Source organism: Nocardioides kribbensis (assembly GCF_015070375.1).
Taxonomy (GTDB): domain Bacteria; phylum Actinomycetota; class Actinomycetes; order Propionibacteriales; family Nocardioidaceae; genus Nocardioides; species Nocardioides kribbensis.
This window is the reverse complement of the sequence record NZ_JADCLL010000004.1, coordinates 315,363-338,513: the sequence shown is the minus strand read 5'-3', so window position 1 is coordinate 338,513 and position 23,151 is coordinate 315,363. Positions and strand designations below refer to the sequence as shown.

Sequence of the window (23,151 nt, the reverse complement as noted above, 5' to 3'; positions counted from 1 at the left end):
CAGACCGGTGGAGCAGGCCGGGGCTCAGCGCAGTCGCACCACGCCGGCGGGGCTGACGGCGGCGGTGACGGGCAGGTCGTGGGCGTCGACGGGCACGTCGAGGCCGACCTCCTCGTCGTGCAGCAGCACGCAGGTGACGGTGCCGACCGGCACCCGGGCGAGCGCCCGGTCGTAGGAGCCGCCCCCGCGGCCGAGCCGCTCCCCGCGCGGTGAGACGGCCAGGCCCGGCACGAGCACCACGTCGGCGGTCGCGACGGCCTCGGGGCCCAGCCGCCGGCCCACGGGCTCCAGCAGGCCCCGGCCGGCGCGGGCGAGCGAGCCCGGCCCGGCGTACGCCGCCCAGTCGAGGTCGTCGTCGGGGAGCAGCACGGGCAGCAGCACGCGGCGCCCCGAGGCCTCGAGGGCGTCGAGCAGGGGAGCGGTGCCGGGCTCGTCGCCGACCGCGACGTAGGCCGCGACCGTGGCCGCGCGGCGCACCTCGGGCGCGGCCAGCAGGTGGGCCGCCACGGCCGCCGCGACCTCCGCCCGCTCGCTCAGCGGGCGCCGACGACGGGCGGTGACGAGCCGGTCGCGCAGGGCGGTCTTGGCCGCGGATCGGGCGGGAGGTTGCGAGGCGGCCACCCCGGAAGCCTACGATCGACATCATGGGTTCACCTGGCTTGCACATGGCGCGCGACAAGATGGCCGCCGCGGGGGTCGACGAGGTCGCGATCGACACGTTCTCCCACTACTACCGCCTCCTCGAGCACGGCGAGACCGGGATGATCCCGGAGTCGACCATCGAGCCGGTCGACATGGAGTCGCTGGCCGACGTCGAGGTCTCCGACGAGGTCGCCGCGCAGGCCATCCGCACCACCGCGGTGATCAAGCTCAACGGCGGCCTCGGCACCTCGATGGGCATGGACCGCGCCAAGTCGCTGCTGTGCGTGCGCCGCGGGCTGTCCTTCCTCGACATCATCGCCCGCCAGGTGCTGCACCTGCGCACGCAGTACGACGCCACCCTGCCGCTGGTCTTCATGAACTCCTTCCGCACCTCGGGCGACACCATGGCCGCCCTCGCGCGCTACGACGACCTGCCGGTCGCCGGTCTGCCGCTGGAGTTCCTGCAGAACAAGGAGCCCAAGCTGCGGCTCAAGGACCTCGCCCCGGTCGAGTACCCCAAGGACCCCGACCTGGAGTGGTGTCCGCCCGGGCACGGTGACCTCTACACCGCGCTGCGGGGCACGGGCCTGCTCGACGAGCTGATCGCGGCGGGCTACGAGCGCGTCTTCGTCTCCAACTCCGACAACCTCGGCGCCGTGCCCGACGCCCGGGTCGCCGGCTGGTTCGCCGCGAGCGGCGCGCCCTTCGCCATCGAGGCCGTGCGCCGCACCCCCTCGGACCGCAAGGGCGGCCACTTCGCGCGCCGTCGCTCCGACGGCCGGATCGTGCTGCGCGAGACCGCGCAGACCCTCGACGCCGACAAGGACGCCCTGGCCGACCTCGACCGGCACCGGTTCTGCTCCACCAACAACCTGTGGTTCGACCTGGCCGCGATGAAGGCGGCCCTCGACCAGCGCGACGGCATCCTCGGCCTGCCCATGATCCGCAACGTCAAGAACGTCGACCCCGGCGACAAGTCCACCACCGAGGTCGTGCAGATCGAGACCGCGATGGGCGCCGCGATCGAGGTCTTCGAGGGCTCCACGCTCATCGAGGTCGGTCGCGACCGCTTCGTGCCGGTCAAGACGACCAACGACCTGCTGGTGCTGCGCTCCGACGTCTACGACCTGGGGCGCGACTTCGTGCTCGACCAGACCGCCGACGAGGTGCCCTTCGTCGACCTCGACGGCGACTTCTACAAGCTGGTCGGGGAGTTCGACAAGCGCTTCCCCGAGGGCGCGCCCTCGATGAAGGCCGCCTCCTCGCTGCGCGTCGAGGGCGACTTCACCTTCGGCAAGGGCGTGCAGGTCGTCGGCGACGTCGCGCTCTCGGCGCGCTCGGCCCAGCGCCTGCCCGGCGGCGAGGTCCTCACCGGCGAGGGCTCCACGGCCGGCGCCACCGACGGTCGTGCCCGTGGCTGACGCCCCGATCACCGTCGAGCAGCACCTCGCGCGGGTGCTGGAGGCGATCACCCCGCTGGGCCACGTGCAGCAGCCGCTGATGGAGACCCTCGGCCTCGCGGCCGCCGAGTCGGTCACCGCCGGCATCGCGCTGCCCTCCTTCGACAACTCCGCCATGGACGGCTACGCCGTGCGCCACGCCGACGTCGCCGACGCCGGCGAGGAGTCGCCCGTCGAGCTGCCCGTGGTCGGCGAGATCGGCGCCGGCAACGCCCAGCTGCTGACGCTGCCCCCCGGCACGGCGGCCAAGATCATGACCGGCGCGCCGGTGCCCAGCGGCGCCGACTGCGTCGTGCCCTACGAGTGGACCGACCACGGGGTCGCGCGCGTGCGCATCGAGCGCTCGCCCTCGCCGGGCCAGCACGTGCGGGTGGCCGGCGACGACGTCTCGGTGGGCGACCTGCTCATCGAGGAGGGCACCGTCCTGGGTCCGCGCCACCTCGGGCTGCTCGCCTCGGTGGGCCGCGCCAGCGTCGCCTCCCGGCCCCGCCCGCGGGTGGTCATCCTCTCCACCGGCACCGAGCTGCGCGAGCCCGGGCAGCCGCTGGGCCACGACTCGATCTACGACGGCAACTCCTACCTCCTGGCCGCCGCCGCGCGTCGCGCCGGGGCGCTGGCCTACCGCGTCGGGATCGTGCCCGACCAGCCGCGCGCCTTCCTCGACGCGCTGGCCGACCAGCTCGTGCGCGCCGACGTCGTGGTGACCTCGGGCGGGGTCTCGATGGGCGACTTCGACGTGGTCAAGGAGGCGCTGCGGCCGCTGGGCACGGTGTGGTTCGGCCCCGTGGCGATGCAGCCGGGCAAGCCCCAGGGCTTCGGCACCGTGGGTGACGACGCCACGCCGATCTTCTGCCTGCCGGGCAACCCGGTGTCCTCCTACATCTCCTTCGAGATGTTCGTGCTGCCGGCGCTGCGCAAGATGATGGGGATCGCCCCCCACTCCCGCCCCCTGGTGCAGGCCCGGCTGACCCACGCCATCACCTCGCCGCCGGGTCGGCGCCAGTTCCTGCGCGGGGAGTACGACGCCGCCTCGGGGCAGGCCACCGTCACGCCGGTCGGCGGGTCGGGCTCGCACCTGGTCGGCGACCTCGCGGCCTCCGACGCGCTCATCGTGGTGCCCGAGGACACGCTGTCGATCGGCGCCGGCGAGCCGGTGCAGGTCATCCGGCTCGACGAGGAGTTCTGATGGGCGAGCGCCCGGGCGGGCTCACCCACGTCGACGAGACCGGCGCCGCGCGCATGGTCGACGTCTCGGCCAAGGCCGTCACCGCCCGCACGGCCTCGGCCTCCGGGCGGGTGCTGGTCTCGCCCGAGGTGGTCGGCCTGCTGCGCGGGGAGGGCGTGCCGAAGGGCGACGCGCTGGCCGTGGCCCGCATCGCCGGCATCATGGGCGCCAAGCAGACCCCCGCCCTGATCCCCCTGTGCCACCCGCTCGCGGTCTCCGGCGTCACCGTCGACCTCGCCGTGGCCGACGACGCCGTGGAGATCCTCGCGACCGTGCGCACCACCGACCGCACCGGCGTGGAGATGGAGGCGCTCACCGCGGTCTCGGTCGCCGCGCTCACGGTCGTCGACATGGTCAAGGCGGTCGACAAGGGCGCGGTGATCACCGACGTGCGCGTCGAGACCAAGACCGGCGGCAAGTCGGGGGACTGGGCGCGATGACCCCCGAGCCGACGACACCGGCCGCGCCCGCCCACGGCCTGCCCGCCGCGGTGGTCGTGGCCTCCAACCGCGCCTCCGCCGGCGTCTACGCCGACACCACGGGCCCGCTCATCGTCGAGGCGCTGCTCGGGCTGGGCTTCGAGGTCGGTGAGCCGGCGGTCGTGCCCGACGGGGAGCCGGTGGCCGCGGCGATCCGCGCCGCGGTCGAGGCGGGGGCCCGCGTGGTCCTCACCACCGGCGGCACCGGCCTCACCCCCACCGACCGCACCCCGGAGGCCACCCGCAGCGTGGTGGAGCGCGAGGTGCCGGGCATCGCCGAGGCCATCCGTGCGCACGGCGTGGCCAAGGGCGTGCCGACGGCGATGCTGTCGCGCGGGCTCGCCGGCGTCGTCGGCACCACCCTGGTCGTCAACCTCCCCGGCTCGCGCGGCGGCGTCAAGGACGGCCTGGCGGTGCTGACGCCCGTGCTGGTGCACGCGGCCGAGCAGGTCGTGGGGAGCGACCATTGAGCCGTGACCAGCGACCCCCGCGGTCGGCCTGGCCCGTGGCCCTGCGCCACGAGGAGGTCACCGTGCGTCCGCTGCGCCGCGGCGACGCCGACGCCTGGCGCGCGACGAGGCGTCGCAACGCCGCCTGGCTGATGCCGTGGGACGCCACGGTGCCGCCGGGCGGCGACGACCGGCCCACGACCTTCCGGGCGCTGGTGCGCCGGCTGCACCGCCAGGCCCGCCACGACACGACGTACCCCTTCGTGGTCGAGGTCGACGGCCGCTTCGTGGGCCAGGTGACCGTCAACAACGTGGTGCGGGGCTCCGCGCTCTTCGCCTCGGTCGGCTACTGGCTCGACCGCGACGCCGCGGGTCGCGGCATCATGCCGCGCGCGGTGGCGATGGTCATCGACCACTGCTTCACCGGGCTGGGCCTGCACCGCATCGAGGTGGCGATCCGCCCGGAGAACTCCAACTCCCTGCGCGTGGTCGAGAAGCTGGGGCTCACCGAGGTCGGCTACGCCCCGCGCTACCTCCACATCGACGGCGCCTGGCGCGACCACCGGCTCTACGCCGTCACCGCCGAGGACTGCCCCGACGGGCTGCTGCGCCGGGTGGTCTGAGCCCGCTCCCAGCAGCTGATCTGCGACACACGGGTTGACATCCGAGAGCCCCTGAGGCAGTGAACCTAGGCTGCGGGGGTGGACCTGAGCGCATTCATCTTCCTCGCCCTCGCCGTGGCGTGGGCCGTCTACCTGGTCCCGAAGGCCCTGCGCCACCACGACGAGGTGACGCGGAGCCGCTCGGTGGAGCGCTTCTCCCAGAGCATGCGGGTGCTGGCCCGGCGCGAGCCGGTCGACCGGCGCGACGCACGCCTGGTGGTGCAGCCCGGCCGGGCCCCCTCGGGCCCCGTGGTGACCACCAAGGGCGGTGCCGCGGCCGGCCCCGCCGGCGAGGCCGTGCGCCTGGAGTCCACGGTGTCCGTCTCCTCCCCGGCACCCGCGCCCCCGACCGACGCGACGGTCGACGCCGCCGGTGCTCCGACCCGTACGCCGTCGCCGGTGGCCCGTCGCGCGGCCGCGCGCAGCGCCGCGCGCCGCCGTCGCAACGTGCTGGCCGTCCTGCTGCTGGCCCTCGTCGTGGTCGGCGTGCTCGCCGCGACCGCGGTGGTCTCCTGGTGGTCGCTCACCGCCCCCGGCGCCCTGCTGGTGGCCTGGCTGGTGGCCTGCCGGCTGATGGTGCGCCAGGAGCGCGGTCTGGGCCGCGCCCGCCGCGCGCCCGGCACCCCGGCCGGCACCGCTGCCGAGACCGGCGGGACCGGCGCGACCGAGGACGCCCCCCACGCCGCCGTCACCTTCGTCTCCGAGGTCGTGCTCGACGTGGCCCTGGCCGCCGGGCCCCTCGAGGCGCCCGCGCCCGAGCCGCGCGAGGAGTTCGAGCTGCCCGGCGAGGTGACCGAGGAGATCAGCGCCGTGCAGGCCGACCCCACCCCGGACGCCGCCCTGTGGGACCCCGTGCCGGTCACGCTGCCCACCTACGTCTCCAAGCCCGCCGCGGCCCGCCGCACGGTGCGCACCATCGACCTCGACGACACCGGCGTGTGGACCTCCGGGCGCTCCGAGGCCGACTCGGCGCTGGCCCGCGAGGCCGACGACCAGGCCCGCGCGGCCAAGGCCGCCCGCGAGGAGGGGTCCTCCCGCCGCACGGGCTCCTGACGGGCATCGGATTCGTGACGGCGCCGCGACGGTGCTAACGTTTCCCACCGCATCGCCCGCCGCTCGTCGGCGGTGACGCACCCGGGGCTGTGGCGCAGTTGGTAGCGCGTCTCGTTCGCAATGAGAAGGCCAGGGGTTCGAATCCCCTCAGCTCCACCGATCGACGCAAGGCCCGCAGCCCTCAGGCTGCGGGCCTTCGTCGTGCCAGGCGCAGGGCGTCGGCGATCGCGGGCCAGGCCAGCGCCCCGAGCCGCTGCGGCGCGCCCGCGTCGCCACCCACCTGGTAGGGCCGGCGCAGGTCGGGCGCTTCCTCGCCGGGCAGCACCACGGGGTGACCGGCGGCGGGATCGACCACCACCGTGGTCGCGAGTCCGGCCGCGGCGCGGCGCGCGGCGATCCGCCGGGCCTGCCCCTCGCTGTCCCACACCCGGTCGTCGCCGCCGGCCACGAGCACCACGTCGCCGCCGATCCGCTCCACCGGGAGGGTGGCCGCGGCCACCGCCTCGGGGGCCGCCCGCGCGCGGCTGCGCTCGTAGACCTCCACGAAGGCCGGGTCGGGCGGCGGGGTCCAGGTGCGGTCGAGCGGCACGAACGGCACCGGCTCGCCCCGGAGTGTCCACTTCGTGCGCGGCGGGTCGTCGTCGCTCTCCCGGGCGCCCTCCCAGACCACGTCGGTGGGCGCCAGCGCCACCACGGCGTCGATGCGCTCGTCGTGGCAGGCCAGCAGCAGCGCGGCCTCCGCGCCGTACGACGTGCCGAGCGCGGCCACCCGCCGGCACGACGCGGCGAGCCGGTCGAGGGCGCCGGCGAAGGTCTCCAGCGGCACCTCGCACGGCTGGGCCGGCTGGCCCTGCCCGCCGAACCACCGCAGCGCCACCGCGGTGGCGCCGCGGGCGGCGAGGAGGTCGGCGCGCCCGGTGTCGAGGCGGCCGCTGGAGCCGGCGAGCACCAGCACGCCGGTGCCGCAGTCAGCCGCGGGCACGGGGGCGGACCAGTGGATGTCGGGGGTGGGCCTCACGTCCTCAGCGTTGCACGATCCTCACGCTGACCAGCTCGTGGCCGTCGGGGGCCTCGGCGTCGAGCAGGGCCAGGAAGTCGGCGGTGGAGCGGGGGGCGGGGCCCTCCACGTGGCGCTCGACCTCCTCGCCCCACGCGTCGCGCGGTCGGTAGGTGCAGGTGAGCTTCATCGTGCGACCGTACGCGTGTCGCGGGGCCGCCGTGGCCCGCCGCCACCGGCGTGACGCTGCCGTGACGGAGGGCTGACGCGTGGGTGCCGCCCCGCGCCCGGCGCACCGCCCGGCCCGCCCTCGCCCGGGGTCCGCCGGGTCCGTCGAGCAGGTGACCTCCAGGGCGCGGAGGCAGGACCGTCGGCCCTCGGTGCCCCCGGCGGTCCGCCGCTGGCCGGGCTCGCCCGGCACCGCGACCACCTGACCGCGAGGGGGCCGGCTCAGGGCGCCGACACCGGCACGACGGCGACGGCTCCGAGGGCGTGCTCGACCACGATGGGGGCCACCGAGCCGTAGAGCAGGTCCTCCAGCGGTCCGTCGACCTGGTGGCCGACGACCACCAGGTCGGCGTCGCGTGAGGCCTCGACGAGGTTGTGGTCGGCGAAGCCCCGGCCCAGCCTGACCTCCACGTCGACCTCGGGGAACTTCTCGGCCATCCCGGCCAGCGACTCCGCCACCAGGGCCTGCTCGTCGGCGAGCTCGGGGGCGGGCAGTCCGCGCTGGATCGCCAGGGCCTCGGTGGCGTCGAAGTAGGAGTGCTGCACGATCAGGGGGCGCCCGCGGAAGGACGCCATCCGGAAGGCGAACTCGACGGCCGGGAGTGAGCGCGCGGTGCCGTCGACACCGACCAGCACGCCGGTCCGCGGGCGCTGCGGGTCGTCGGGTCGCCGCACCACCACCGGGCAGGAGGCGTGCTTGGAGACCGAGACGCTCACCGAGCCGAGGAGCAGGCTGCGCAGCGGGCCGCGGCCGCGGGAGCCGAGGACGACCATCGCGGCCTGGCGCGAGAGCCCGAGCAGCACGCCACGCGGGTCGGCGCTCGACATCACGCGGTGCACGACCACGCCGGGCGCCCGCTCGTGGGCGGTCGCCTCGGCGGCGCCCAGCAGCGCGGCCCCGCCCTCGCGCACCTGGTCGAGCAGCAGGCCGTAGTCGATCGCCGTGGTGGCGTACATGCCGGACGCCGGCACCTGCACGGGCTCGAGCACGTGCACCAGGGTCAGCGGGCGCTGCTCGAGGTCGGCCTGGTCGCAGGCCCACACCAGCGCCTGGGCCGCCGTCTCCGACCCGTCGACGCCCACGACGATGCTGCCCGGCGGCACGTGGGCGGTCTCGCCGGCGCTCGCGGCGGGCAGGGTCTGGTCGTCGGGGCGAGGGGAGAGGTCCATGCCGCCAGCCTCGACGCACCGTGCGCCGCGGGGCAGGGGCGGACGTCCTGACGTCGGGGGTCGTGCGTCCCGGCCCCGCCGCGAGTCGAACCCGAGTAACTCAAGTGTGTCACTATGGTTTGGTACGCCACTCGACCCGACGCGCCCAGGAGCAGCCATGACCAGCACCCTCGACCGCCCCGAGGCCGCCCTCGGCGGCGACCGGCTCGACGTCCACGGGCTCGACGTCCACCAGCTCGGCGCCCGCATCGGGGCGCGCGTCGACGGCGTGCGCCTCGGGGGCGACCTCGACGAGGCGACGGTCGCCGCCGTGCGCGGGGCCCTCCTGCGCCACAAGGTCGTCTTCTTCCGCGGCCAGGACCACCTCGACGACGCCGCGCACCAGGCCTTCGCCGAGACCATGGGCCCCCTCACCACCGCCCACCCGACCGTCAACACCGGCAGCGCCCGGGTCTTCAGGGTCAGCGCCGACAAGGGCATGGCCGCCAACGCCTGGCACACCGACGTCACCTTCGTCGACCGGGTGCCCGCGATCAGCGTCCTGCGCGCCGTGGAGCTCCCGCCCTTCGGGGGCAACACGGTGTGGGCCAACACCGTGGCCGCCTACGACGCGCTGCCCGCCTCGCTGCGCGCCCTGGTCGACGACCTCTGGGCCGTCCACACCAACTCCTACGACTACGCCCAGCACGAGGAGGACTCCGAGGAGCCCGACGCGCACTACACCCGCGCCGACTTCACCTCCCAGCTCTTCGAGACCGAGCACCCCGTGGTGCGCGTGCACCCCGAGACGGGGGAGCGCTCGCTGGTGCTGGGCCACTTCGTCAAGGCCTTCAGCGGCCTGAGCTCCGCGGAGTCCGTGGCGGTCTTCACCCTGCTCCAGAACAGGATCACCCGGCTGGAGAACACGATCCGCTGGACCTGGCAGCCCGGTGACGTGGCCATGTGGGACAACCGCGCCACCCAGCACTACGCCGTGGCCGACTTCGGCACGGCCTACCGCGAGATGCGCCGCATCACCGTGGCCGGCGACGTGCCGGTGAGCATCGACGGGCGTCGCAGCCGGGTGCTGCGCGGCGACGCGCAGGCCTACTCGCGCATCGACGAGCTGATCAGCTGATGCCGCTGCTCGACCTCGTCGACCCCGCGACCGGCGGCGTGCGCTCGAGCCTGGCGACCAGCGACACCGCTGCGGTGACCCGCGCGGTCGACGCCGCCGCCGCGGCCTTCCCCGACTGGTCGCGCAGCACGCCGGGGGCGCGTGCCGACGCGCTCCTCGCCCTCGCCGGCCTCGTGGAGGAGCACGCCGAGGAGCTGGCGCTGCTGGACTCCGAGGACGTCGGCAAGCCGGTCCACCACGCCCGGGAGGAGCTGCCCGGGGTGGTCGACAACCTGCGCTTCCTCGCCGGCGCGTCCCGGGTGCCGAGCGCCGGCTCCGCCGGGGAGTACGCCGCCGGCCGCACCTCCACGCTGCGCCGCGAGCCGCTCGGTGTGGTCGCCCTCGTCACGCCGTGGAACTACCCGCTGCTCGAGGCCGTGTGGAAGGTCGCCCCGGCGCTGGCCGCCGGCAACACCGCGGTGGTCAAGCCCTCCGAGCTGACCCCGCGCTCGACGCTGCGGCTGGTCGAGCTGGCCGCCCGCGTGCTGCCCGCGGGGGTCCTCGGGGTGGTGCTCGGCGGGGCAGAGGTGGGCCAGGCCCTCGTGCGCGACCCGCGGGTGCGTCTGGTCTCGCTGACCGGTGACAGCGCCACCGGCAGCGCGGTCGCAGCGACCGCGGCCGAGTCGCTGACCCGGGTGCACCTCGAGCTGGGCGGCAAGGCACCCGTCGTGGTCTGCGACGACGCCGACCTCGACGACGCCGTCGCCACCCTGGTGCCGGCCGGCTTCCTCAACGCCGGCCAGGACTGCACCGCGGCGTGCCGGGTGCTGGTGGCCGACTCGGTCCACGACGCCTTCCTGGCGGCGTACGTCGAGGCCGTGCGCGACCTGCGCGTCGGCGACCCCGCCGACGAGGACACCCGGCTGGGCCCGCTGGTCAGCCGGCGCCAGCTCGACCGCGTGGCCGGCTTCGTCGACCGCGCGGTCGCGGGCGGGGCCCGGGTCGAGGTGGGCGGGCGCCGGCTCGAGCGCCCCGGCTGGTTCTACGCGCCCACCGTGCTGACCGGGGTGGGGCAGCGCGACGAGGTGGTGCAGCGCGAGGTCTTCGGCCCGGTGGTGACGGTGCAGCGGGCTCCCGACGACGAGGCCCTGCTGGCCCTGGCCAACGACGTCGAGCAGGGGCTCGCGGCCAGCGTGTGGACCGCGAGCCTGGCCCGGGCCGACCGCTTCACCCGAGGCCTCGACTTCGGCACGGTGTGGGTCAACGACCACCTGACGACGGTCTCGGAGATGCCGTTCGGCGGGTTCGGTGCGTCGGGCTACGGCGCGGAGCTGTCGACCCGCTCGATCGACGACTACTCCCGTTTCAAGCACGTGATGACGCGCGTGCCGCGCTGAGCGGCGCGCGCCCGGGCCGACCGGTGCCGACCCGGGCGGGGAGGCTCAGGAGACGGCGCGGAAGGGGTCGTGCTCGGCCAGCAGCTTGTCGACGCGGGCCTGGTCGAGACGGGTGGTGACCGCGCTGTTCTCCTGGTTGTCGCGCACGACCTTGGCCAGGGTGAAGGAGGAGGAGACCAGGAAGAGCGTGGTCATCGCGAGGAAGGCCCGCACCCACGGGTCGACCGGCAGGTAGAGCACGGCGATCGCGAGGCCGAGCAGGGCGGCGCCGAAGGAGATCGCGGCCTGGGCGAAGAAGGCCGTGGTGTTCTGGGTGCTGCGGGGGTTCGGCGAGCTCATGGTGGTCCTCCTGGTCGGGGCCGGGGTGGCCGGTGTGCCCACCAGCCTGGCGGCGCCCGCCGCGCCGCGCCTGAGCCCGAGTGCTTAACCGGCCCGGGTGCGGCTACCATGGTCGCGGCGCCTCCGGGTGCCCCGGCGCCCGTGGCGCCAGGGGCGGCCCGCAGCCGCCAGGCGGTCACCACCCGGTGGCCGCGGCTCCACGCCGAGACCGGCAGCAGCCCCTCGGCGTCCCGAACCCCCGTGGTCGGGTCGGGGCCGAGACACGCGATGGACACGTGACGCAGCGGCCGCCCGGCCCGTGCGTCCGAGACGGTCGCCGCGCCGCCGGCGCGGGCCGCCACCCCGCGACGGGGTCGTGCACGCCGGGCGCTCCAGAGGAGGAGTACGTGGCTCGACGAGACCAGCGCCGCTCAGGCGGGTCCCGCACCGCGACGCGCCAACGGCGCGTGCGCGACATCGACAACGAGGGCATCATCCCGGTGCTGGCGCGCGCCGTGCGCGAGGTCGAGAACGGCGTGGCCCGCGGGTCGGTCGCCTCCTCGCTGCGCACCAAGTTCCAGGTCGTCGCGATCCTGGTGCGCGAGGAGCGGGCCCGCGTCAAGGCCGACGAGGAGGTCACCGAGGCCCAGCGCGCCGAGCAGCTCAAGCGCCTCGACGGCGTGGCCACCATCCTGGCCAAGACCGCGGCGCGCGACACCTCCCTGCTGCAGCTGCTGGCCGAGGACGCGCGGCTCTCGGAGTCGGCCGCCCTGCTCAAGCGCGAGATGCTCGAGGCCGCCGGCATCGAGCAGCGCGTCGTGGCCGACCGCGAGGAGACCCCGGCGACCGGCCTGGCCGAGAAGCGGATCGTGCCGCAGTCGGTGATCGCCCGGAAGCTGGCCAACCCCTTCCTGGTGCCCGACTTCGCCAACGCCGAGCCCACCGAGCCGCGCCCGCGGCGCCTGGCCGGCTGGGAGCTCATCGGCCCCCTGCTGCGCTCCTTCGAGTACGCCGGCGGCCACTCCGCGTGCATGCCGCTGCCCGACACCGCGTCGGTGGCGGCGCCGGGCCGCCTGGAGCTGATGCACCACCAGGCGCAGGTCGTGCAGGCCGCCGCCGACGGCCACCGCACCTTCCTGCTGGCCGACGAGCCGGGCCTGGGCAAGACCGCCCAGGCGCTCCTGGCCGCGCAGGCGGCCGGGGCCTACCCGCTGCTCGTCGTGGTGCCCAACGTGGTGAAGACCAACTGGGCCCGCGAGGCCGAGCGCTGGACGCCGCACCGCGCGGTCACGGTGGTCCACGGCAACGGCGACACCGTCGACGGCTTCGCCGACATCGTGGTGGTCAACTACGAGATCCTCGACCGCCACGTGGGCTGGCTGGGCGACCTCGGCTTCCGCGGCATGGTGGTCGACGAGGCCCACTTCATCAAGAACAAGACCTCCCAGCGCTCCCAGCACGTGCTCCAGCTCTCCGAGCGGATCCGCGCCCGCATCGCCCGGCCGCTGCTGATGGCGCTCACCGGCACGCCGCTGATCAACGACATCGAGGACTTCCGCGCGATCTGGCAGTTCCTCGGCTGGACCGACGACAAGACCCCGCGCGCCCGGCTGATGGAGAAGCTGGAGGAGACCGGGATGACCCCGGCCGACCCGGCGTTCTACCCCGCGGCCCGCGCGGCCGTCGTCGACATGGGCATCGTGCGGCGCCGCAAGGTCGACGTGGCCTCCGACATCCCCGCCCGTCGCGTCGCCGACCTGCCCGTCGAGCTCGACGACGAGATCGGCCGCTCCATCCGCGAGGCCGAGCGCGAGCTGGCCCGCCGCATGGTCGCGCGCTACGACACCGCGCTGGCCACCCGCACCTCGGGCCGCACCGTGGCCGGCATCGACCACGAGCTGGTGCGCCGGGTCGCGACGTGGGAGCGCGAGGACACCACGACCACGAAGACCGACGAGAACGTGTTCTCGATGATGCGGCGCATCGGCCAGGCCAAGGCCGGTCTCGCGGCCGACTACGCCGCGCAGCTGGCGCGCAACGTCGGCAAGGTCGTCTTCTTCGCCAAGCACCTCGACGTCATGGACGTCGCGGAGGAGACCTTCGCCAAGCGGGGCATCAGCTACGCCTCGATCCGCGGCGACCAGACCCCGCGCGTACGGCAGAAGAACATCGACGCCTTCGTGGAGGACCCCGACGTCCAGATCGTCGTCTGCTCGCTGATGGCGGCCGGCGTGGGGCTCAACCTCCAGGTGGCCTCCAACCTGGTGCTCGCCGAGCTGTCGTGGACCGACGCGGAGCAGACCCAGGCCATCGACCGGATCCACCGCATCGGCCAGGCCGAGCCGGTGACGGCGTGGCGGATCATCGCGGCGCAGACCATCGACACCAAGGTCGCCGAGCTCATCGACAGCAAGGCCGGTCTGGCCGCCCGGGCGCTCGACGGCTCCGACGACGAGGTGTCCAGCTCGGTCGACGTGCAGCTCGAGGCGCTGGTGGCGCTCCTGACCGAGGCGCTCCAGGCGCGCGGCTGAGAGCCGTCCCGGGGCCCGGCCCCGGGACGGCTCAGCGAGCGGTCGCGGGGCTGCCGGTGCCGAAGACCAGCTCCGGGCCGGTCGGCAGCTGGAACTCCGCGCTGACCGGTCGGCACCGCGGTGCCCTGACGTCGCAGGCGACGACCACGGTGCGCCCGCTGGGCCCGGCCGAGGAGCCGTCGGCGCTCGCCGCGCCGTAGTAGGTGTCCTGGTCGATCCAGCCGCCGAGCTGGAACCACCGCTCGCCCGGGTCGAAGCGCACCGGCACCCCCGAGGCGGCGTCGTAGGCCCGGGGCGGGGTCGCTGCGCCCAGGGGGTGGATCAGGTCGCCGGCCGGCGACAGCAGGGCGCGGGCGTCGGGCCGCTCACCGTCGCGGGCCAGCCTCAGGTGGCCCGCCGTCGTCCGCACGACGTCGACCTCGGAGCCCAGGGAGCGGTCCACCCGCAGGTCGTCGGGGGCCGGCCCGCCCGGCCCGCCGTCGAGCGGCAGCCGGGTGACGCCGTCGACCAGGGGGTCAGCGACGTAGGCGGCGTCCTCGTCGAACCCGAGGAACGTCGGGGGCTGCGCGGCGTAGAGCGCGGCGACGTCGACCGTGGGCCGCGCGGGACGGGTCCGCAGCACCTCCTTGCCGGTGGTCACGTCGAGCACGACGGCGACCGCCGCCGCGACGCCGGCCGCGTCGGTGGGCCCGTGCACCCGGTCGAGCAGGCCCAGGTGCCGCCCGTCGGTGGACAGGGCCAGCCGGTCGGTGTCCACCTCCGCGACCGCCACGGGGTCGGCGCCGTCGGTGAACCACAGCGTGCCGCGGGCCAGGTAGTAGACGCCGGCGGTCGTCACGACGAACGCCTCGGGCGCGGGGCGCACGTCGAGCTCGACGTCACCCACGTGCAGCGACCGGCCGACGGCCCACGCCGGCGCGGCGACGTCGTAGGTCGGGGCTCCGACCGGCACCGTCAGGTCGCCGGCCGCGCCCTCCTCACCCGCCGGTGCGCACCCGGCGAGCGCCGCGGCGAGTGCGAGCACGAGGGCCGGCACCTGGGTGCGCGTGCGTCGCGAGAGCATCCGCCACCGCCGTTCCTCGGCCCGTGCGGGGGCTCCGAGCAGCTCCCGCGTCGACGCCTCCCTTCCTACCCGGCGACCCGCCCCTGGACCCGCGGATCCCAGCGGGCGGCCATCACGATCCGGTCTCGATCCGCGGCGCCGGACCGGTGGGGTCGACAGGAACGCTGCCACCGATCTGCCGGATCGATGTGGGAAACGGCCCGCCGCGGTTGATAATCGACGCCATGACCTCGCCGTCGACGATCCCCGGAGCCCCTCGGCGTCGCTCGTCGGTGCCCAAGCGCGTGGCCCAGGCCGTGCTCGCCGGGGTCCTCGCGCTCGGGCTCGTGCTCGCCACGACCGGGGCCAGCGGCGAGCACCCCGGTGAGCAGGTCACCTCGGTGCTCGCGGGACAGCCGGTGCGCCTCAACCTGCCGCCCACCGACGAGCCCAAGGGCGTGGCCGTCTTCTTCCACGGCCAGGGCGGCAACGTCAACGACAAGATGGACGGTCCGTGGCTCGACGCGCTGCGGCGCGACGGCTGGGTGGTCGCCTCGTCCCTCTTCCACCGGGAGGCCTGGGGCAACCCCGCCTCCACCGAGGACACCGAGCGCCTCATCGCGTGGGCCGAGGAGCAGGGCGGCGCGGAGGTCAAGCTCTTCATCGGCACCTCGATGGGCGCCACCACCTCGCTCAACGCCGTCGTGCACGGCATCGAGTCGCCGCCGTGCTGGTACGGCGTGAAGGCCGCCGTCGACATGCGCACGATGGGCAACGTGCCGGGCGCCGACGGCTTCATCCGCGCCGCCTACGACGGCGAGCCGTGGCCCTTCGTCCGCAACCCCGTGGACAACGCCTCGCGCTTCCCCGCCGACGTGCGCTACCGCTTCGTCGCCTCGCCCGTCGACCCCTACGTGCCCTTCGAGGACAACACCGAGGTCATGGCGGGGCGGCTGCGCGAGGCCGGCGCCGAGGTCACGGTGCGGCCGGTGCAGGGCCCCCACGACGACCCGTCGCACTACAGCGCCTTCGACCTGGTGCGCTTCGCGAACTCCTGCGCCTGAGCAGGCCCAGCGACACCCCCAGCGGGCGGGCCAGCTGCTCGGCGTACTGCGTGGTGACGTGCCCGCCGTCGCGGTAGGGCACCGTCGAGCCGACCACGGCGGGACAGTCGTCGCCCGCGCAGAACCACTGCCGCGTGCGCACCGAAGCGACACCGACGGCGTCCGCCGCCCGCACCTGTGCGGCGGCCGCGGCGCGGTGGTCGGGACGCTCGTGGGTCAGGCAGGCCCGCAGCGACCGCGGGCGCGAGGACAGGCACGGCCCCGGGTCGTCGGCCAGGATCGGCACGTCGGCCAGCAGCACCGTCCGCCCCGCCGCGGCGTCGAGTCGCTCCAGCAGGGCGGTCGTGCCGCGACGCACCGCGCGGGCGGTCTCCTCGGGGTCGTCGACCACCTCGCCGTCGACGAGCACGCCCCTGCTGGTGCCCGGTGAGCTCGAGACGACCACGAGGTCGGGCTGGAGCCGCTCGACCTGCTCCAGCGCCCAGCGCTTGAAGTCGTCGCAGGCGGTGAAGGGCTCCGTGGTGCCGCCGCGCAGCGAGGTCACCAGCCACGGCACGCACTGGGGCTTGGCCAGGTAGTAGGCGCGGTAGCCGGCCTGCTCCGCGATCGGCTCGAGCGCCGGGATCCAGTGGCGGGCGTGGGAGTCGCCCAGCAGCACCACGGTGCGCTCGGCGTCCTGGTCGCCGCGGGGACACAGCTCGCGGTTGGTGTCGTCGCGGTAGTCGCAGCCGGCGAGGTCGGCGGTGGAGTCGAGCAGGCGGGTCAGCGGGGGGCTGAGGCGACGCGGCACGGCACGCCCCTCACGGCTGGCCCGCGCCGAGGCGCGCACCAGGGCGGTGGCCGGGTCGTCGGTGCCGAGCTCGCGCCGCCAGTCGTCGGGCAGCGTGATCGCCGCGCCGCGGCCGACCTCGCCCTGCGTGCGCTGCACGTAGGCGCCGGCGGCCACCGCCGAGGACACGACGAGGGCCAGCGTGGTGGGGTAGAGCACCAGCCCGCGCCACGGCAGCGCGAGGCCGCGGGCGCGGCGTACGGGGTCCTCGACGAGGCGCGTGGTGAGCGCGGCCAGCAGCAGGGTCAGCCCGGCCAGGGCGATCTTCTCGCCGAGCGTGAGCGCCCGGTCGACGTGCACGGAGGGGATGACGACGAGCGGCCAGTGCCACAGGTAGATCGAGTACGACCAGCCGCCGAGCAGCTGCAGCGCACGCAGCGACAGCGCCCGGTCGACCAGCGAGCGCGTGGCCGTCGCGCCGGCGAGCAGCACCGCGAGGGTGCCGAGCACGGGCACCAGCGCGGCGGTGCCGGGGAAGGGGGTGGCCGGCGTCAGCCGCAGGCAGGCCCAGCCGACGGCGGCCAGCCCGGCCAGCGCCAGCGGCTCGACGACCGCGCGGGGCAGGGTGCGCCTCGCGGGCCAGGCGGCGACGGCCACCGCACCGAGCGCCCCCAGAGCCAGCTCCCACGCGCGGGTCAGGCTCGAGAAGTACGCCGCCGTCGGGGTCTCGCCCGTGCGGTGCGCCGACCAGGCCAGGCTGGCGGCGGCCACGACCACCAGCACACCGGCCAGCGCTCCCAGCGGCACCGGCTGGGCGGGCGGGGCGGGCTGGTCGGGCCCGGCGGCCCGGTCGGAGGCACGGGCCCGGTGGCGGCGCCGGGCCAGGAGCACGACGGCGAGCAGCAGCAGCGGCCACACGACGTAGAACTGCTCCTCGACCGCCAGCGACCAGTAGTGCTGGACCGGCGAGGGGGAGAGGTCCAGCGCGAAGTAGTCGGTGCCGCGCTCGGCGAAGCGGACGTTGGCCGCGAAGGCCGCGGCCCACACGACGTCGACGAACGCCTCGGGGGCGCGCAGCGGGCCCAGCCACAGCGCCGAGGCGACCGCGGTGGCCACCAGGACCAGCGAGGCCGCCGGCAGGATCCGTCGGGCGCGGCGGGCGTAGAAGTCGGTGAGCGAGAGGCCGCCCGTGCGGGCGACCTCGCGCAGCATGAGCTGAGTGATGAGGAAGCCCGAGACGACGAAGAACACGTCGACGCCGACGAACCCCCCGGTGAGGGGGCCGAGGTCGAGGTGGCCCAGGACGACGGTGACGACCGCGACGGCACGCAGTCCCTGGACGTCGGTGCGCAGGTGCGTTGCGCGCGCGGGGGACGGGCTCACTGGCCACCACGCTAACCGCCGCGCGCTCGGTGAGCCGGGCGGGGGACCCTCGGCGCGGCGGCGCCCGGGTCAGGCGGCGCGCAGCAGGCCGGGGCCGAAGACGAAGCGGGCGACCTCGATCCGCAGGGCCACGCGGGCGGGGTTCTCCCGCGGCTGGCGGTAGCGCGCGGCGTACCGCTCCTCGGCCCGGGCGACCTGCTCGCGGTCGTCGACCACCTCGGCGGTGCCCTCCACGGTCGACCACCGCGCGCCGTCGACCTGGCAGGCGGCCACCAGCCGGGAGCCGGCCGGGTCGGCGAGGTTGAGCGCCTTGCGGCTGGTCGCCGAGGTGATCACCCACGCACAGGCGCGCTCCGGGTCGAGCGCGACCCCCACCGGCACGACGTGCGGGCGCCCGTCGGGCCGCAGGGTGGTCAGCGTGCACAGGTGGCGCTCGGTCCAGAAGGCCAGCAGCGGCTCGGGCAGGCTGTCCCAGCCGGGGGTGAAGGCGCTCATGACGGGCAGCCTAGGCGTCGCCGGCCACCGTGGCCGGCCCGACCTCAGATCCAGCGGGCGAACCACATCCGGTCCAGCCACTCGCCGTTGGTGAGCAGCCCGTTGGTCCAGATCGGCCAGAACCACGCGAAGTTGACCAGGGTCAGCACGAGGAAGGCCCCGGCGACGACGACGCCGACGGTGCGGCGGGTGGAGGGGCCGCGCCGCCGGCCGACCAGCGCCCCGATGGCCAGCGTCAACGACAGGACGATGAAGGGCAGGGTGACGATGGCGTAGAAGGAGAAGATCGGCCGGTCGTCGTAGGCCAGCCAGGGCAGCCAGGTCGAGGCCACACCGACCACGGCCAGGCCGTGGCGCCAGTCGCGGGCCCCGATCCACATCGCGGCCGAGAACACCAGCGCCAGGATGCCGGCCCACCAGATCGTGGGGGTGCCCAGCAGGAGCACCTGACGCAGGCAGTCGCTGCCCTCCGGGGCGGTGCAGCCGCGCGTGCCGGGCTGGATGCCGGTGTCGGCGGCCACGCCCACCGAGCGGTTGAGCAGCAGCCACCCCGCGGGCTTCGAGGCGTAGCTGTGGGTGGAGCAGTCGAGGAAGTTGGTGTGGAAGGTGTAGACGTCCTGGTGGTAGTACCAGAGCGAGCGCAGCGACTGCACGACCTCGGCCGGGCCGGAGGCGTCGGGCTCGGTGGCGGTGGGCCAGCGCGCGTCGGGGTCGGGGTCGTCGGAGACGAAGGAGTCGCCCTCGCAGTGGCCCTGCCCGGTGAACTGCGTGTACTGCGTCGAGGAGAGCGCCTCCTCGTACTGCCCGGCGTGCACCAGCCACCCGCCCCACGTGCCGACGTAGACCACCGCGGCGACGCCGACCAGCTGCACGAAGGCCGGCAGGCCGTCGACCACCGCCGAGCGGAGCACGGCCGCGCGCACGCCGAAGGAGCGCCGCGCCCCGCTGCTCCACAGCCACACCAGGACGCCGAGTGCGGCGAGGGGGTAGAGCGCGGTCCACTTGGTGCCGATCGCCAGGCCGAAGCAGACCCCGCCCAGCAGCAGCCACGGGCGCAGCAGCAGCCCGCGCACGGGTCCCCACCCCCCGGTGAGCGGCACGGGCTGCAGGCGGGCCATGCGGGCGCGGTGCCAGTCGCGGTCGTTGACCAGGCACGCCACCGCACAGAGGGTGAAGAAGGCCAGGAAGATGTCCAGGAGCGCCAGGCGCGACAGCACGAACTGCAGCCCGTCGAGCATGAGCAGCAGCCCCGCGACCAGGCCGAGCACGGTCGACCCGGTGACCCGTCGCGCCAGGCGGCACATCACGAGCACCATGAGGGCGCCCACGACGGCCGAGGCGACCCGCCAGCCGAAGGGCTCCATGCCGAAGACCTTCTCGCCCAGCCCGATCAGCCACTTGCCGACCTCGGGGTGCACGATCATCGACGGATCGCCCTTCCACACCCCCGTGGTCGTGCCGGCGAGGATCTTCTCGTCGGCACCGTCGACGTACTCGCGGACGTAGCCGTGGTTGACCAGCGACCACGCGTCCTTGGCGTAGTAGGTCTCGTCGAACTCGAAGACCTTCGGCTCGCCCAGGCGCCACAGCCGCAGCACGAGCGCGAGCAGGGCGAGGCCCAGTGCGGCCGACCAGCCGATGAAGGGGTCCTCGACGCCCAGCCGGCCCCTGGCCCGCTGCCACGCGGTCGGGAGGGTCTCGCCGGCCGCGGTCCCGGAGAGCCCGCGTGCCGCTCCCGGGCGCGGCGCCTGCGTGGTCGTCACGGGGGTGGACTCTACGGGGCGCCACCCCGGCGCCGCGGGGCTTCGCGGTCGAGGGCCGAGCGCGACGCGGCGCGGGATCGGGCATGATCGGCCCATGCCTGCCGCCCCCGACCCCGCCCGCACCGGGCCGCCCCGGGAGCCGGGGGAGCCGGGGGTGCTCGTGCTGGCCGCGACCCCGATCGGTCGGGTCGCCGACGCCCCGCCCCGGCTGTCGCAGGAGCTGGCCGACGCCGACGTCGTGGCCGCGGAGGACACCCGCCGGCTGCGGCGCCTCACCACCGACCTCGGGGTGACGGTGACCGGGCGCGTCGTGTCGTACTTCGAGGGCAACGAGAGCGCCCGCACCCCCGCGCTGCTCGAGAGCCTGCTGGCCGGCGACCGCGTGCTGCTGGTGACCGACGCGGGCATGCCGAGCGTCTCCGACCCGGGCTACCGCCTCGTGGCGGCCGCCGTGGAGGCCGGGGTCCTCGTCACCGCCGTGCCGGGACCGAGCGCCGTGCTCACCGCGCTCGCGGTGAGTGGGCTGCCGGTCGACCGGTTCTGCTTCGAGGGCTTCCTGCCGCGCAAGGCCGGCGAGCGGGCCCGTCGCCTGGCCTCGCTGGCCGCCGAGGAGCGCACGATGGTGTTCTTCGAGGCCCCCCACCGCACCGAGGCCGCGCTCGCCGCGATGGCGCAGGCCTGGGGCGAGGACCGCGCCGGCGCGGTGTGTCGCGAGCTGACGAAGACCCACGAGGAGGTCCGGCGCGGGCCGCTCGGCGAGCTGGTGACCTGGGCCGCCGAGGGCGTGCGGGGCGAGGTGACGATCGTGGTGTCGGGGGCGGCTGTCACCATGGCCGTCGACAACGACCCCGCCAGCCTGCGGGCCGCCGTGGCGGACCTCGAGGCCGGCGGCACCCGCCGCAAGGAGGCGATCGTGGAGGTGGCCCGCATGGCCGGAGTGCCCAAGCGCGAGGTCTACGACCTCGTCCACAAGCAGGACGGGTCCGCCGGGGGTGGGGTCCGGTGAGCGCCCGCCACCCCGACCGCGTCACCGAGGTCCACCGCGACGGGCTGGTGCTCGACGTCATCGACGAGGGCCCCCTCGACGGCGACCCCGTCGTGCTGCTGCACGGCTTCCCCGAGCGCGCCACCTGCTGGCGCTCGGTGGCTGCGCTGCTGCACGCGCAGGGCCTGCGCACCTTCGCCCTCGACCAGCGTGGCTACTCCCCGCGCGCCCGTCCCCGCGGCCGCCGCGCCTACCGCGTCGCCGAGCTCTCCGCCGACGTCGCCGCCCTGCTCGACCTGCTGGTGGGCGAGCCCGGGCCCGGCGGCGTGCGCGGCCAGGAGAGCAAGGTCCACGTCGTCGGCCACGACTGGGGCGCCATCGTGGCCTGGCACGTCGCCACGACCCGCCCCGACCTGGTGCGCTCGCTCACCGCCTTCTCCGTGCCCCACCCCGCCGCCTTCGTCTCCTCACTCGTCTCTTCGCGCCAGGGCCTGCGCAGCTGGTACGTCGGGGCCTTCCAGCTCCCGGGCGGTGCGGAGTGGCTGGCGGGACGCGGCACGTTCGAGCGGCTGCTGCGCCGCGGGGGGATGAGCGCCGACGAGGTGGCCCGCTTCCGCCGAGAGATCCTCGACGACGGCGCGCTGCCCGGGGGCCTGGCGTGGTACCGCGCGCTGCCCTGGACCGACCGCGAGGCCGCCCGGCAGCAGGTCACCGTGCCGACCACGATGGTGTGGAGCGACGGTGACTCCTTCATCGACCGCGGTGCGGTCGAGCGCTGCGGCCGCCACGTCGACGCGCCCTACCGCCTGGTCGTGATGCCCGGGGTCACCCACTGGATCCCGACGCAGGCCCCGGAGCCCGCCGCGGCCGCGATCCTGGCGCGCGCCGAGGCGTCGTGACCGGGCCCGACCCCGCGGCGGGGCCGGCGGGCCCCACCCGTGCCCGGGCCGCGGTCGACGAGCGGGGCAGCCGGCGCAACCGCGAGCGGCCGCCGGCCCCCGACCCGCTGCCGCACCCGGTGGTCGACAACCACTGCCACCTCGACATCGCCGACGCGGGCGAGGGCGACGACTGGCTCTCCACCGCCGACGCCCTGGCCGCGGCCGCGGCCGTGGGCGTGACGCGCATCGTGCAGATCGGCTGCGACCTGCCCGGTGCCCGCTGGGCGGTGGAGGCCGCCGCCGCGCACGACGCGCTCGTCGCCGGCGTCGCGCTGCACCCCAACGAGGCCCCGCGCCTGGCCGCGGAGGGGCGCTTGGAGGAGGCCCTCGCCGAGATCGAGGAGCTGGCGCGGACCCACGACAAGGTCCGCGCGGTGGGGGAGACCGGCCTCGACTTCTTCCGCACCGGCGAGGACGGCCGGGCGGCCCAGGAGGAGTCCTTCCGCCGTCACGTCGACCTGGCCAAGCGGCTCGACAAGACCCTGGTCATCCACGACCGCGACGCCCACCAGGCCGTCCTCGACGTGCTCGACTCCGAGGGGGTGCCGGAGCGCTGGGTGATGCACTGCTTCTCCGGCGACGCCGCCTTCGCCCGGGCCTGCCTCGACCGCGGCGCCCACCTGAGCTTCGCCGGCACCGTGACGTTCAAGAACGCCGACGCGCTGCGCGAGGCGCTCGTCGTGGTGCCGCGCGACCGCCTCCTGGTGGAGACCGACGCGCCCTTCCTCACCCCGACGCCGTGGCGGGGTCGACCCAACGCCTCCTACCTCGTGCCGCTGACCGTGCGGACGATGGCGGAGGTGCGCGGCGACGACCTCGAGCAGCTCTGCGCGGCGCTCGACGCGGCCACCGAGGCCGCCTTCGGTGGCTCCTGGTGAGTGTTTTTACCTTCCGCCCCGCCCGACCGGTCGGGTCACGGCGTTCTGCCTGGTGAGGCGGGCTGAGACCGGTCCCTACCCGGGCCCCGACCCGGGGAGAGCCTGCTCACGTTTTCCGCAAGAT

General features: G+C 75.4%; 22 protein-coding genes and 1 tRNA gene. 14 read left to right on the top strand and 9 right to left on the bottom strand.

All coding sequences use genetic code 11. The annotated features are described in order from the left end of the window. Nucleotides 1-24: 24 nt before the first annotated feature. Complete coding sequence (locus tag IR170_RS11155; RefSeq protein ID WP_193663878.1) at nucleotides 25-621, bottom strand: 5-formyltetrahydrofolate cyclo-ligase; 597 nt, start codon at nucleotides 619-621, stop codon at nucleotides 25-27. 23 nt (nucleotides 622-644) lie between these two features. Here IR170_RS11155 and IR170_RS11150 point away from each other — a divergent pair, with 23 nt between their 5' ends. From IR170_RS11150 to IR170_RS11120, 7 genes are all read left to right on the top strand, one after another. Then, nucleotides 645-2,063, top strand: coding sequence for a UTP--glucose-1-phosphate uridylyltransferase (locus IR170_RS11150; protein ID WP_193663860.1), 1,419 nt, complete (start codon nucleotides 645-647; stop codon nucleotides 2,061-2,063). Then, nucleotides 2,056-3,288, top strand: coding sequence for a molybdotransferase-like divisome protein Glp (gene glp, locus IR170_RS11145; RefSeq protein ID WP_193663815.1), 1,233 nt, complete (start codon nucleotides 2,056-2,058; stop codon nucleotides 3,286-3,288). Before IR170_RS11150 ends, glp begins: the two co-directional genes overlap by 8 nt. Beyond that, on the top strand, nucleotides 3,288-3,767 hold the full coding sequence (moaC, locus tag IR170_RS11140; protein ID WP_193663813.1) for a cyclic pyranopterin monophosphate synthase MoaC: 480 nt from the start codon (nucleotides 3,288-3,290) through the stop codon (nucleotides 3,765-3,767). The genes glp and moaC overlap by 1 nt, the downstream gene beginning before the upstream one ends. Further along, the gene (locus tag IR170_RS11135) at nucleotides 3,764-4,276 is read left to right on the top strand and encodes a MogA/MoaB family molybdenum cofactor biosynthesis protein (protein ID WP_193663811.1); all 513 of its coding nucleotides are present in this window, start codon (nucleotides 3,764-3,766) and stop codon (nucleotides 4,274-4,276) included. Before moaC ends, IR170_RS11135 begins: the two co-directional genes overlap by 4 nt. Next, nucleotides 4,273-4,878 carry a GNAT family N-acetyltransferase gene (locus IR170_RS11130; protein WP_227489022.1) on the top strand — a complete coding sequence of 202 codons (606 nt, stop codon included), beginning with the start codon at nucleotides 4,273-4,275 and terminating at the stop codon, nucleotides 4,876-4,878. The genes IR170_RS11135 and IR170_RS11130 overlap by 4 nt, the downstream gene beginning before the upstream one ends. A 78-nt stretch (nucleotides 4,879-4,956) precedes the next feature. After that, nucleotides 4,957-5,970 (top strand): divisome protein SepX/GlpR, encoded by a 1,014-nt coding sequence (gene sepX / locus IR170_RS11125; protein ID WP_193663809.1) that lies wholly within the window; start codon nucleotides 4,957-4,959, stop codon nucleotides 5,968-5,970. Between the two features lie 83 nt (nucleotides 5,971-6,053). Continuing rightward, nucleotides 6,054-6,126, top strand: a tRNA-Ala gene (locus IR170_RS11120). A gap of 25 nt (nucleotides 6,127-6,151) precedes the next feature. Here IR170_RS11120 and IR170_RS11115 read toward each other — a convergent pair. The 3 genes from IR170_RS11115 to IR170_RS11105 all read right to left on the bottom strand — a co-directional run bounded on the left by IR170_RS11115 (nucleotide 6,152) and on the right by IR170_RS11105 (nucleotide 8,365). Beyond that, nucleotides 6,152-6,988: an acyl-CoA thioester hydrolase/BAAT C-terminal domain-containing protein gene (locus IR170_RS11115; RefSeq protein ID WP_193663807.1), complete on the bottom strand. Its 837-nt coding sequence runs from the start codon at nucleotides 6,986-6,988 to the stop codon at nucleotides 6,152-6,154. A 4-nt stretch (nucleotides 6,989-6,992) separates the two neighbouring features. Continuing rightward, a complete protein-coding gene (locus IR170_RS11110; protein WP_193663805.1) occupies nucleotides 6,993-7,157 on the bottom strand; it encodes a hypothetical protein in 165 nt (54 codons plus the stop codon). 260 nt (nucleotides 7,158-7,417) lie between these two features. Then, nucleotides 7,418-8,365 carry a universal stress protein gene (locus IR170_RS11105; RefSeq protein WP_193663796.1) on the bottom strand — a complete coding sequence of 316 codons (948 nt, stop codon included), beginning with the start codon at nucleotides 8,363-8,365 and terminating at the stop codon, nucleotides 7,418-7,420. 157 nt (nucleotides 8,366-8,522) lie between these two features. On the opposite strand from IR170_RS11105, the gene IR170_RS11100 reads away from it, so the two are divergent. Both IR170_RS11100 and IR170_RS11095 read left to right on the top strand, forming a co-directional pair. Next, nucleotides 8,523-9,482 carry a TauD/TfdA dioxygenase family protein gene (locus IR170_RS11100; protein ID WP_193663794.1) on the top strand — a complete coding sequence of 320 codons (960 nt, stop codon included), beginning with the start codon at nucleotides 8,523-8,525 and terminating at the stop codon, nucleotides 9,480-9,482. Further along, entirely contained in the window at nucleotides 9,482-10,858 is a 1,377-nt protein-coding gene (locus tag IR170_RS11095) for an aldehyde dehydrogenase family protein (RefSeq protein WP_193663792.1), read from the top strand. Before IR170_RS11100 ends, IR170_RS11095 begins: the two co-directional genes overlap by 1 nt. 45 nt (nucleotides 10,859-10,903) lie before the next feature. Here IR170_RS11095 and IR170_RS11090 read toward each other — a convergent pair whose 3' ends face one another. Next, on the bottom strand, nucleotides 10,904-11,197 hold the full coding sequence (locus IR170_RS11090; protein WP_193663790.1) for a YiaA/YiaB family inner membrane protein: 294 nt from the start codon (nucleotides 11,195-11,197) through the stop codon (nucleotides 10,904-10,906). 386 nt (nucleotides 11,198-11,583) lie between these two features. On the opposite strand from IR170_RS11090, the gene IR170_RS11085 reads away from it, so the two are divergent. Then, a complete protein-coding gene (locus tag IR170_RS11085; protein ID WP_193663789.1) occupies nucleotides 11,584-13,707 on the top strand; it encodes a DEAD/DEAH box helicase in 2,124 nt (707 codons plus the stop codon). Between the two features lie 31 nt (nucleotides 13,708-13,738). Here IR170_RS11085 and IR170_RS11080 read toward each other — a convergent pair whose 3' ends face one another. After that, nucleotides 13,739-14,770, bottom strand: a complete 1,032-nt coding sequence (locus tag IR170_RS11080) for a hypothetical protein (protein WP_193663787.1) — start codon at nucleotides 14,768-14,770, stop codon at nucleotides 13,739-13,741. A 224-nt stretch (nucleotides 14,771-14,994) separates the two neighbouring features. On the opposite strand from IR170_RS11080, the gene IR170_RS11075 reads away from it, so the two are divergent. Beyond that, on the top strand, nucleotides 14,995-15,813 hold the full coding sequence (locus tag IR170_RS11075) for an alpha/beta hydrolase family protein (protein WP_193663785.1): 819 nt from the start codon (nucleotides 14,995-14,997) through the stop codon (nucleotides 15,811-15,813). Here the strand turns inward: IR170_RS11075 and IR170_RS11070 are convergent. From IR170_RS11070 to IR170_RS11060, 3 genes are all read right to left on the bottom strand, one after another. Then, nucleotides 15,725-17,965 (bottom strand): acyltransferase family protein, encoded by a 2,241-nt coding sequence (locus IR170_RS11070; RefSeq protein WP_193663783.1) that lies wholly within the window; start codon nucleotides 17,963-17,965, stop codon nucleotides 15,725-15,727. The two genes, IR170_RS11075 and IR170_RS11070, sit on opposite strands and share 89 nt — an antisense overlap. Before the next feature lie 69 nt (nucleotides 17,966-18,034). Then, nucleotides 18,035-18,460, bottom strand: coding sequence for a pyridoxamine 5'-phosphate oxidase family protein (locus IR170_RS11065; protein ID WP_193663781.1), 426 nt, complete (start codon nucleotides 18,458-18,460; stop codon nucleotides 18,035-18,037). Between the two features lie 44 nt (nucleotides 18,461-18,504). Further along, nucleotides 18,505-20,223, bottom strand: coding sequence for a dolichyl-phosphate-mannose--protein mannosyltransferase (locus IR170_RS11060; protein WP_319805026.1), 1,719 nt, complete (start codon nucleotides 20,221-20,223; stop codon nucleotides 18,505-18,507). A gap of 94 nt (nucleotides 20,224-20,317) precedes the next feature. Between IR170_RS11060 and rsmI the strand changes: the two genes are divergently transcribed. The 3 genes from rsmI to IR170_RS11045 are packed head-to-tail and all read left to right on the top strand — an operon-like array spanning nucleotide 20,318 to nucleotide 23,027. Further along, a complete protein-coding gene (gene rsmI, locus IR170_RS11055; RefSeq protein WP_193663721.1) occupies nucleotides 20,318-21,229 on the top strand; it encodes a 16S rRNA (cytidine(1402)-2'-O)-methyltransferase in 912 nt (303 codons plus the stop codon). Beyond that, nucleotides 21,226-22,107: an alpha/beta fold hydrolase gene (locus IR170_RS11050; RefSeq protein WP_193663719.1), complete on the top strand. Its 882-nt coding sequence runs from the start codon at nucleotides 21,226-21,228 to the stop codon at nucleotides 22,105-22,107. Before rsmI ends, IR170_RS11050 begins: the two co-directional genes overlap by 4 nt. Further along, a complete protein-coding gene (locus IR170_RS11045; RefSeq protein WP_082500544.1) occupies nucleotides 22,104-23,027 on the top strand; it encodes a TatD family hydrolase in 924 nt (307 codons plus the stop codon). Before IR170_RS11050 ends, IR170_RS11045 begins: the two co-directional genes overlap by 4 nt. The last annotated feature ends 124 nt before the right edge of the window (nucleotides 23,028-23,151 follow it).

Coding starts and splice junctions, on each gene's coding strand:
- IR170_RS11150 (WP_193663860.1), top strand. CDS start 645: ATGGGTTCACCTGGCTTGCACATGGCGCGCGACAAGATGGCCGCCGCG.
- moaC (WP_193663813.1), top strand. CDS start 3,288: ATGGGCGAGCGCCCGGGCGGGCTCACCCACGTCGACGAGACCGGCGCC.
- IR170_RS11135 (WP_193663811.1), top strand. CDS start 3,764: ATGACCCCCGAGCCGACGACACCGGCCGCGCCCGCCCACGGCCTGCCC.
- IR170_RS11110 (WP_193663805.1), bottom strand. CDS start 7,157: ATGAAGCTCACCTGCACCTACCGACCGCGCGACGCGTGGGGCGAGGAG.
- IR170_RS11105 (WP_193663796.1), bottom strand. CDS start 8,365: ATGGACCTCTCCCCTCGCCCCGACGACCAGACCCTGCCCGCCGCGAGC.
- IR170_RS11100 (WP_193663794.1), top strand. CDS start 8,523: ATGACCAGCACCCTCGACCGCCCCGAGGCCGCCCTCGGCGGCGACCGG.
- IR170_RS11095 (WP_193663792.1), top strand. CDS start 9,482: ATGCCGCTGCTCGACCTCGTCGACCCCGCGACCGGCGGCGTGCGCTCG.
- IR170_RS11090 (WP_193663790.1), bottom strand. CDS start 11,197: ATGAGCTCGCCGAACCCCCGCAGCACCCAGAACACCACGGCCTTCTTC.
- IR170_RS11080 (WP_193663787.1), bottom strand. CDS start 14,770: ATGCTCTCGCGACGCACGCGCACCCAGGTGCCGGCCCTCGTGCTCGCA.
- IR170_RS11075 (WP_193663785.1), top strand. CDS start 14,995: ATGACCTCGCCGTCGACGATCCCCGGAGCCCCTCGGCGTCGCTCGTCG.
- IR170_RS11065 (WP_193663781.1), bottom strand. CDS start 18,460: ATGAGCGCCTTCACCCCCGGCTGGGACAGCCTGCCCGAGCCGCTGCTG.
- rsmI (WP_193663721.1), top strand. CDS start 20,318: ATGCCTGCCGCCCCCGACCCCGCCCGCACCGGGCCGCCCCGGGAGCCG.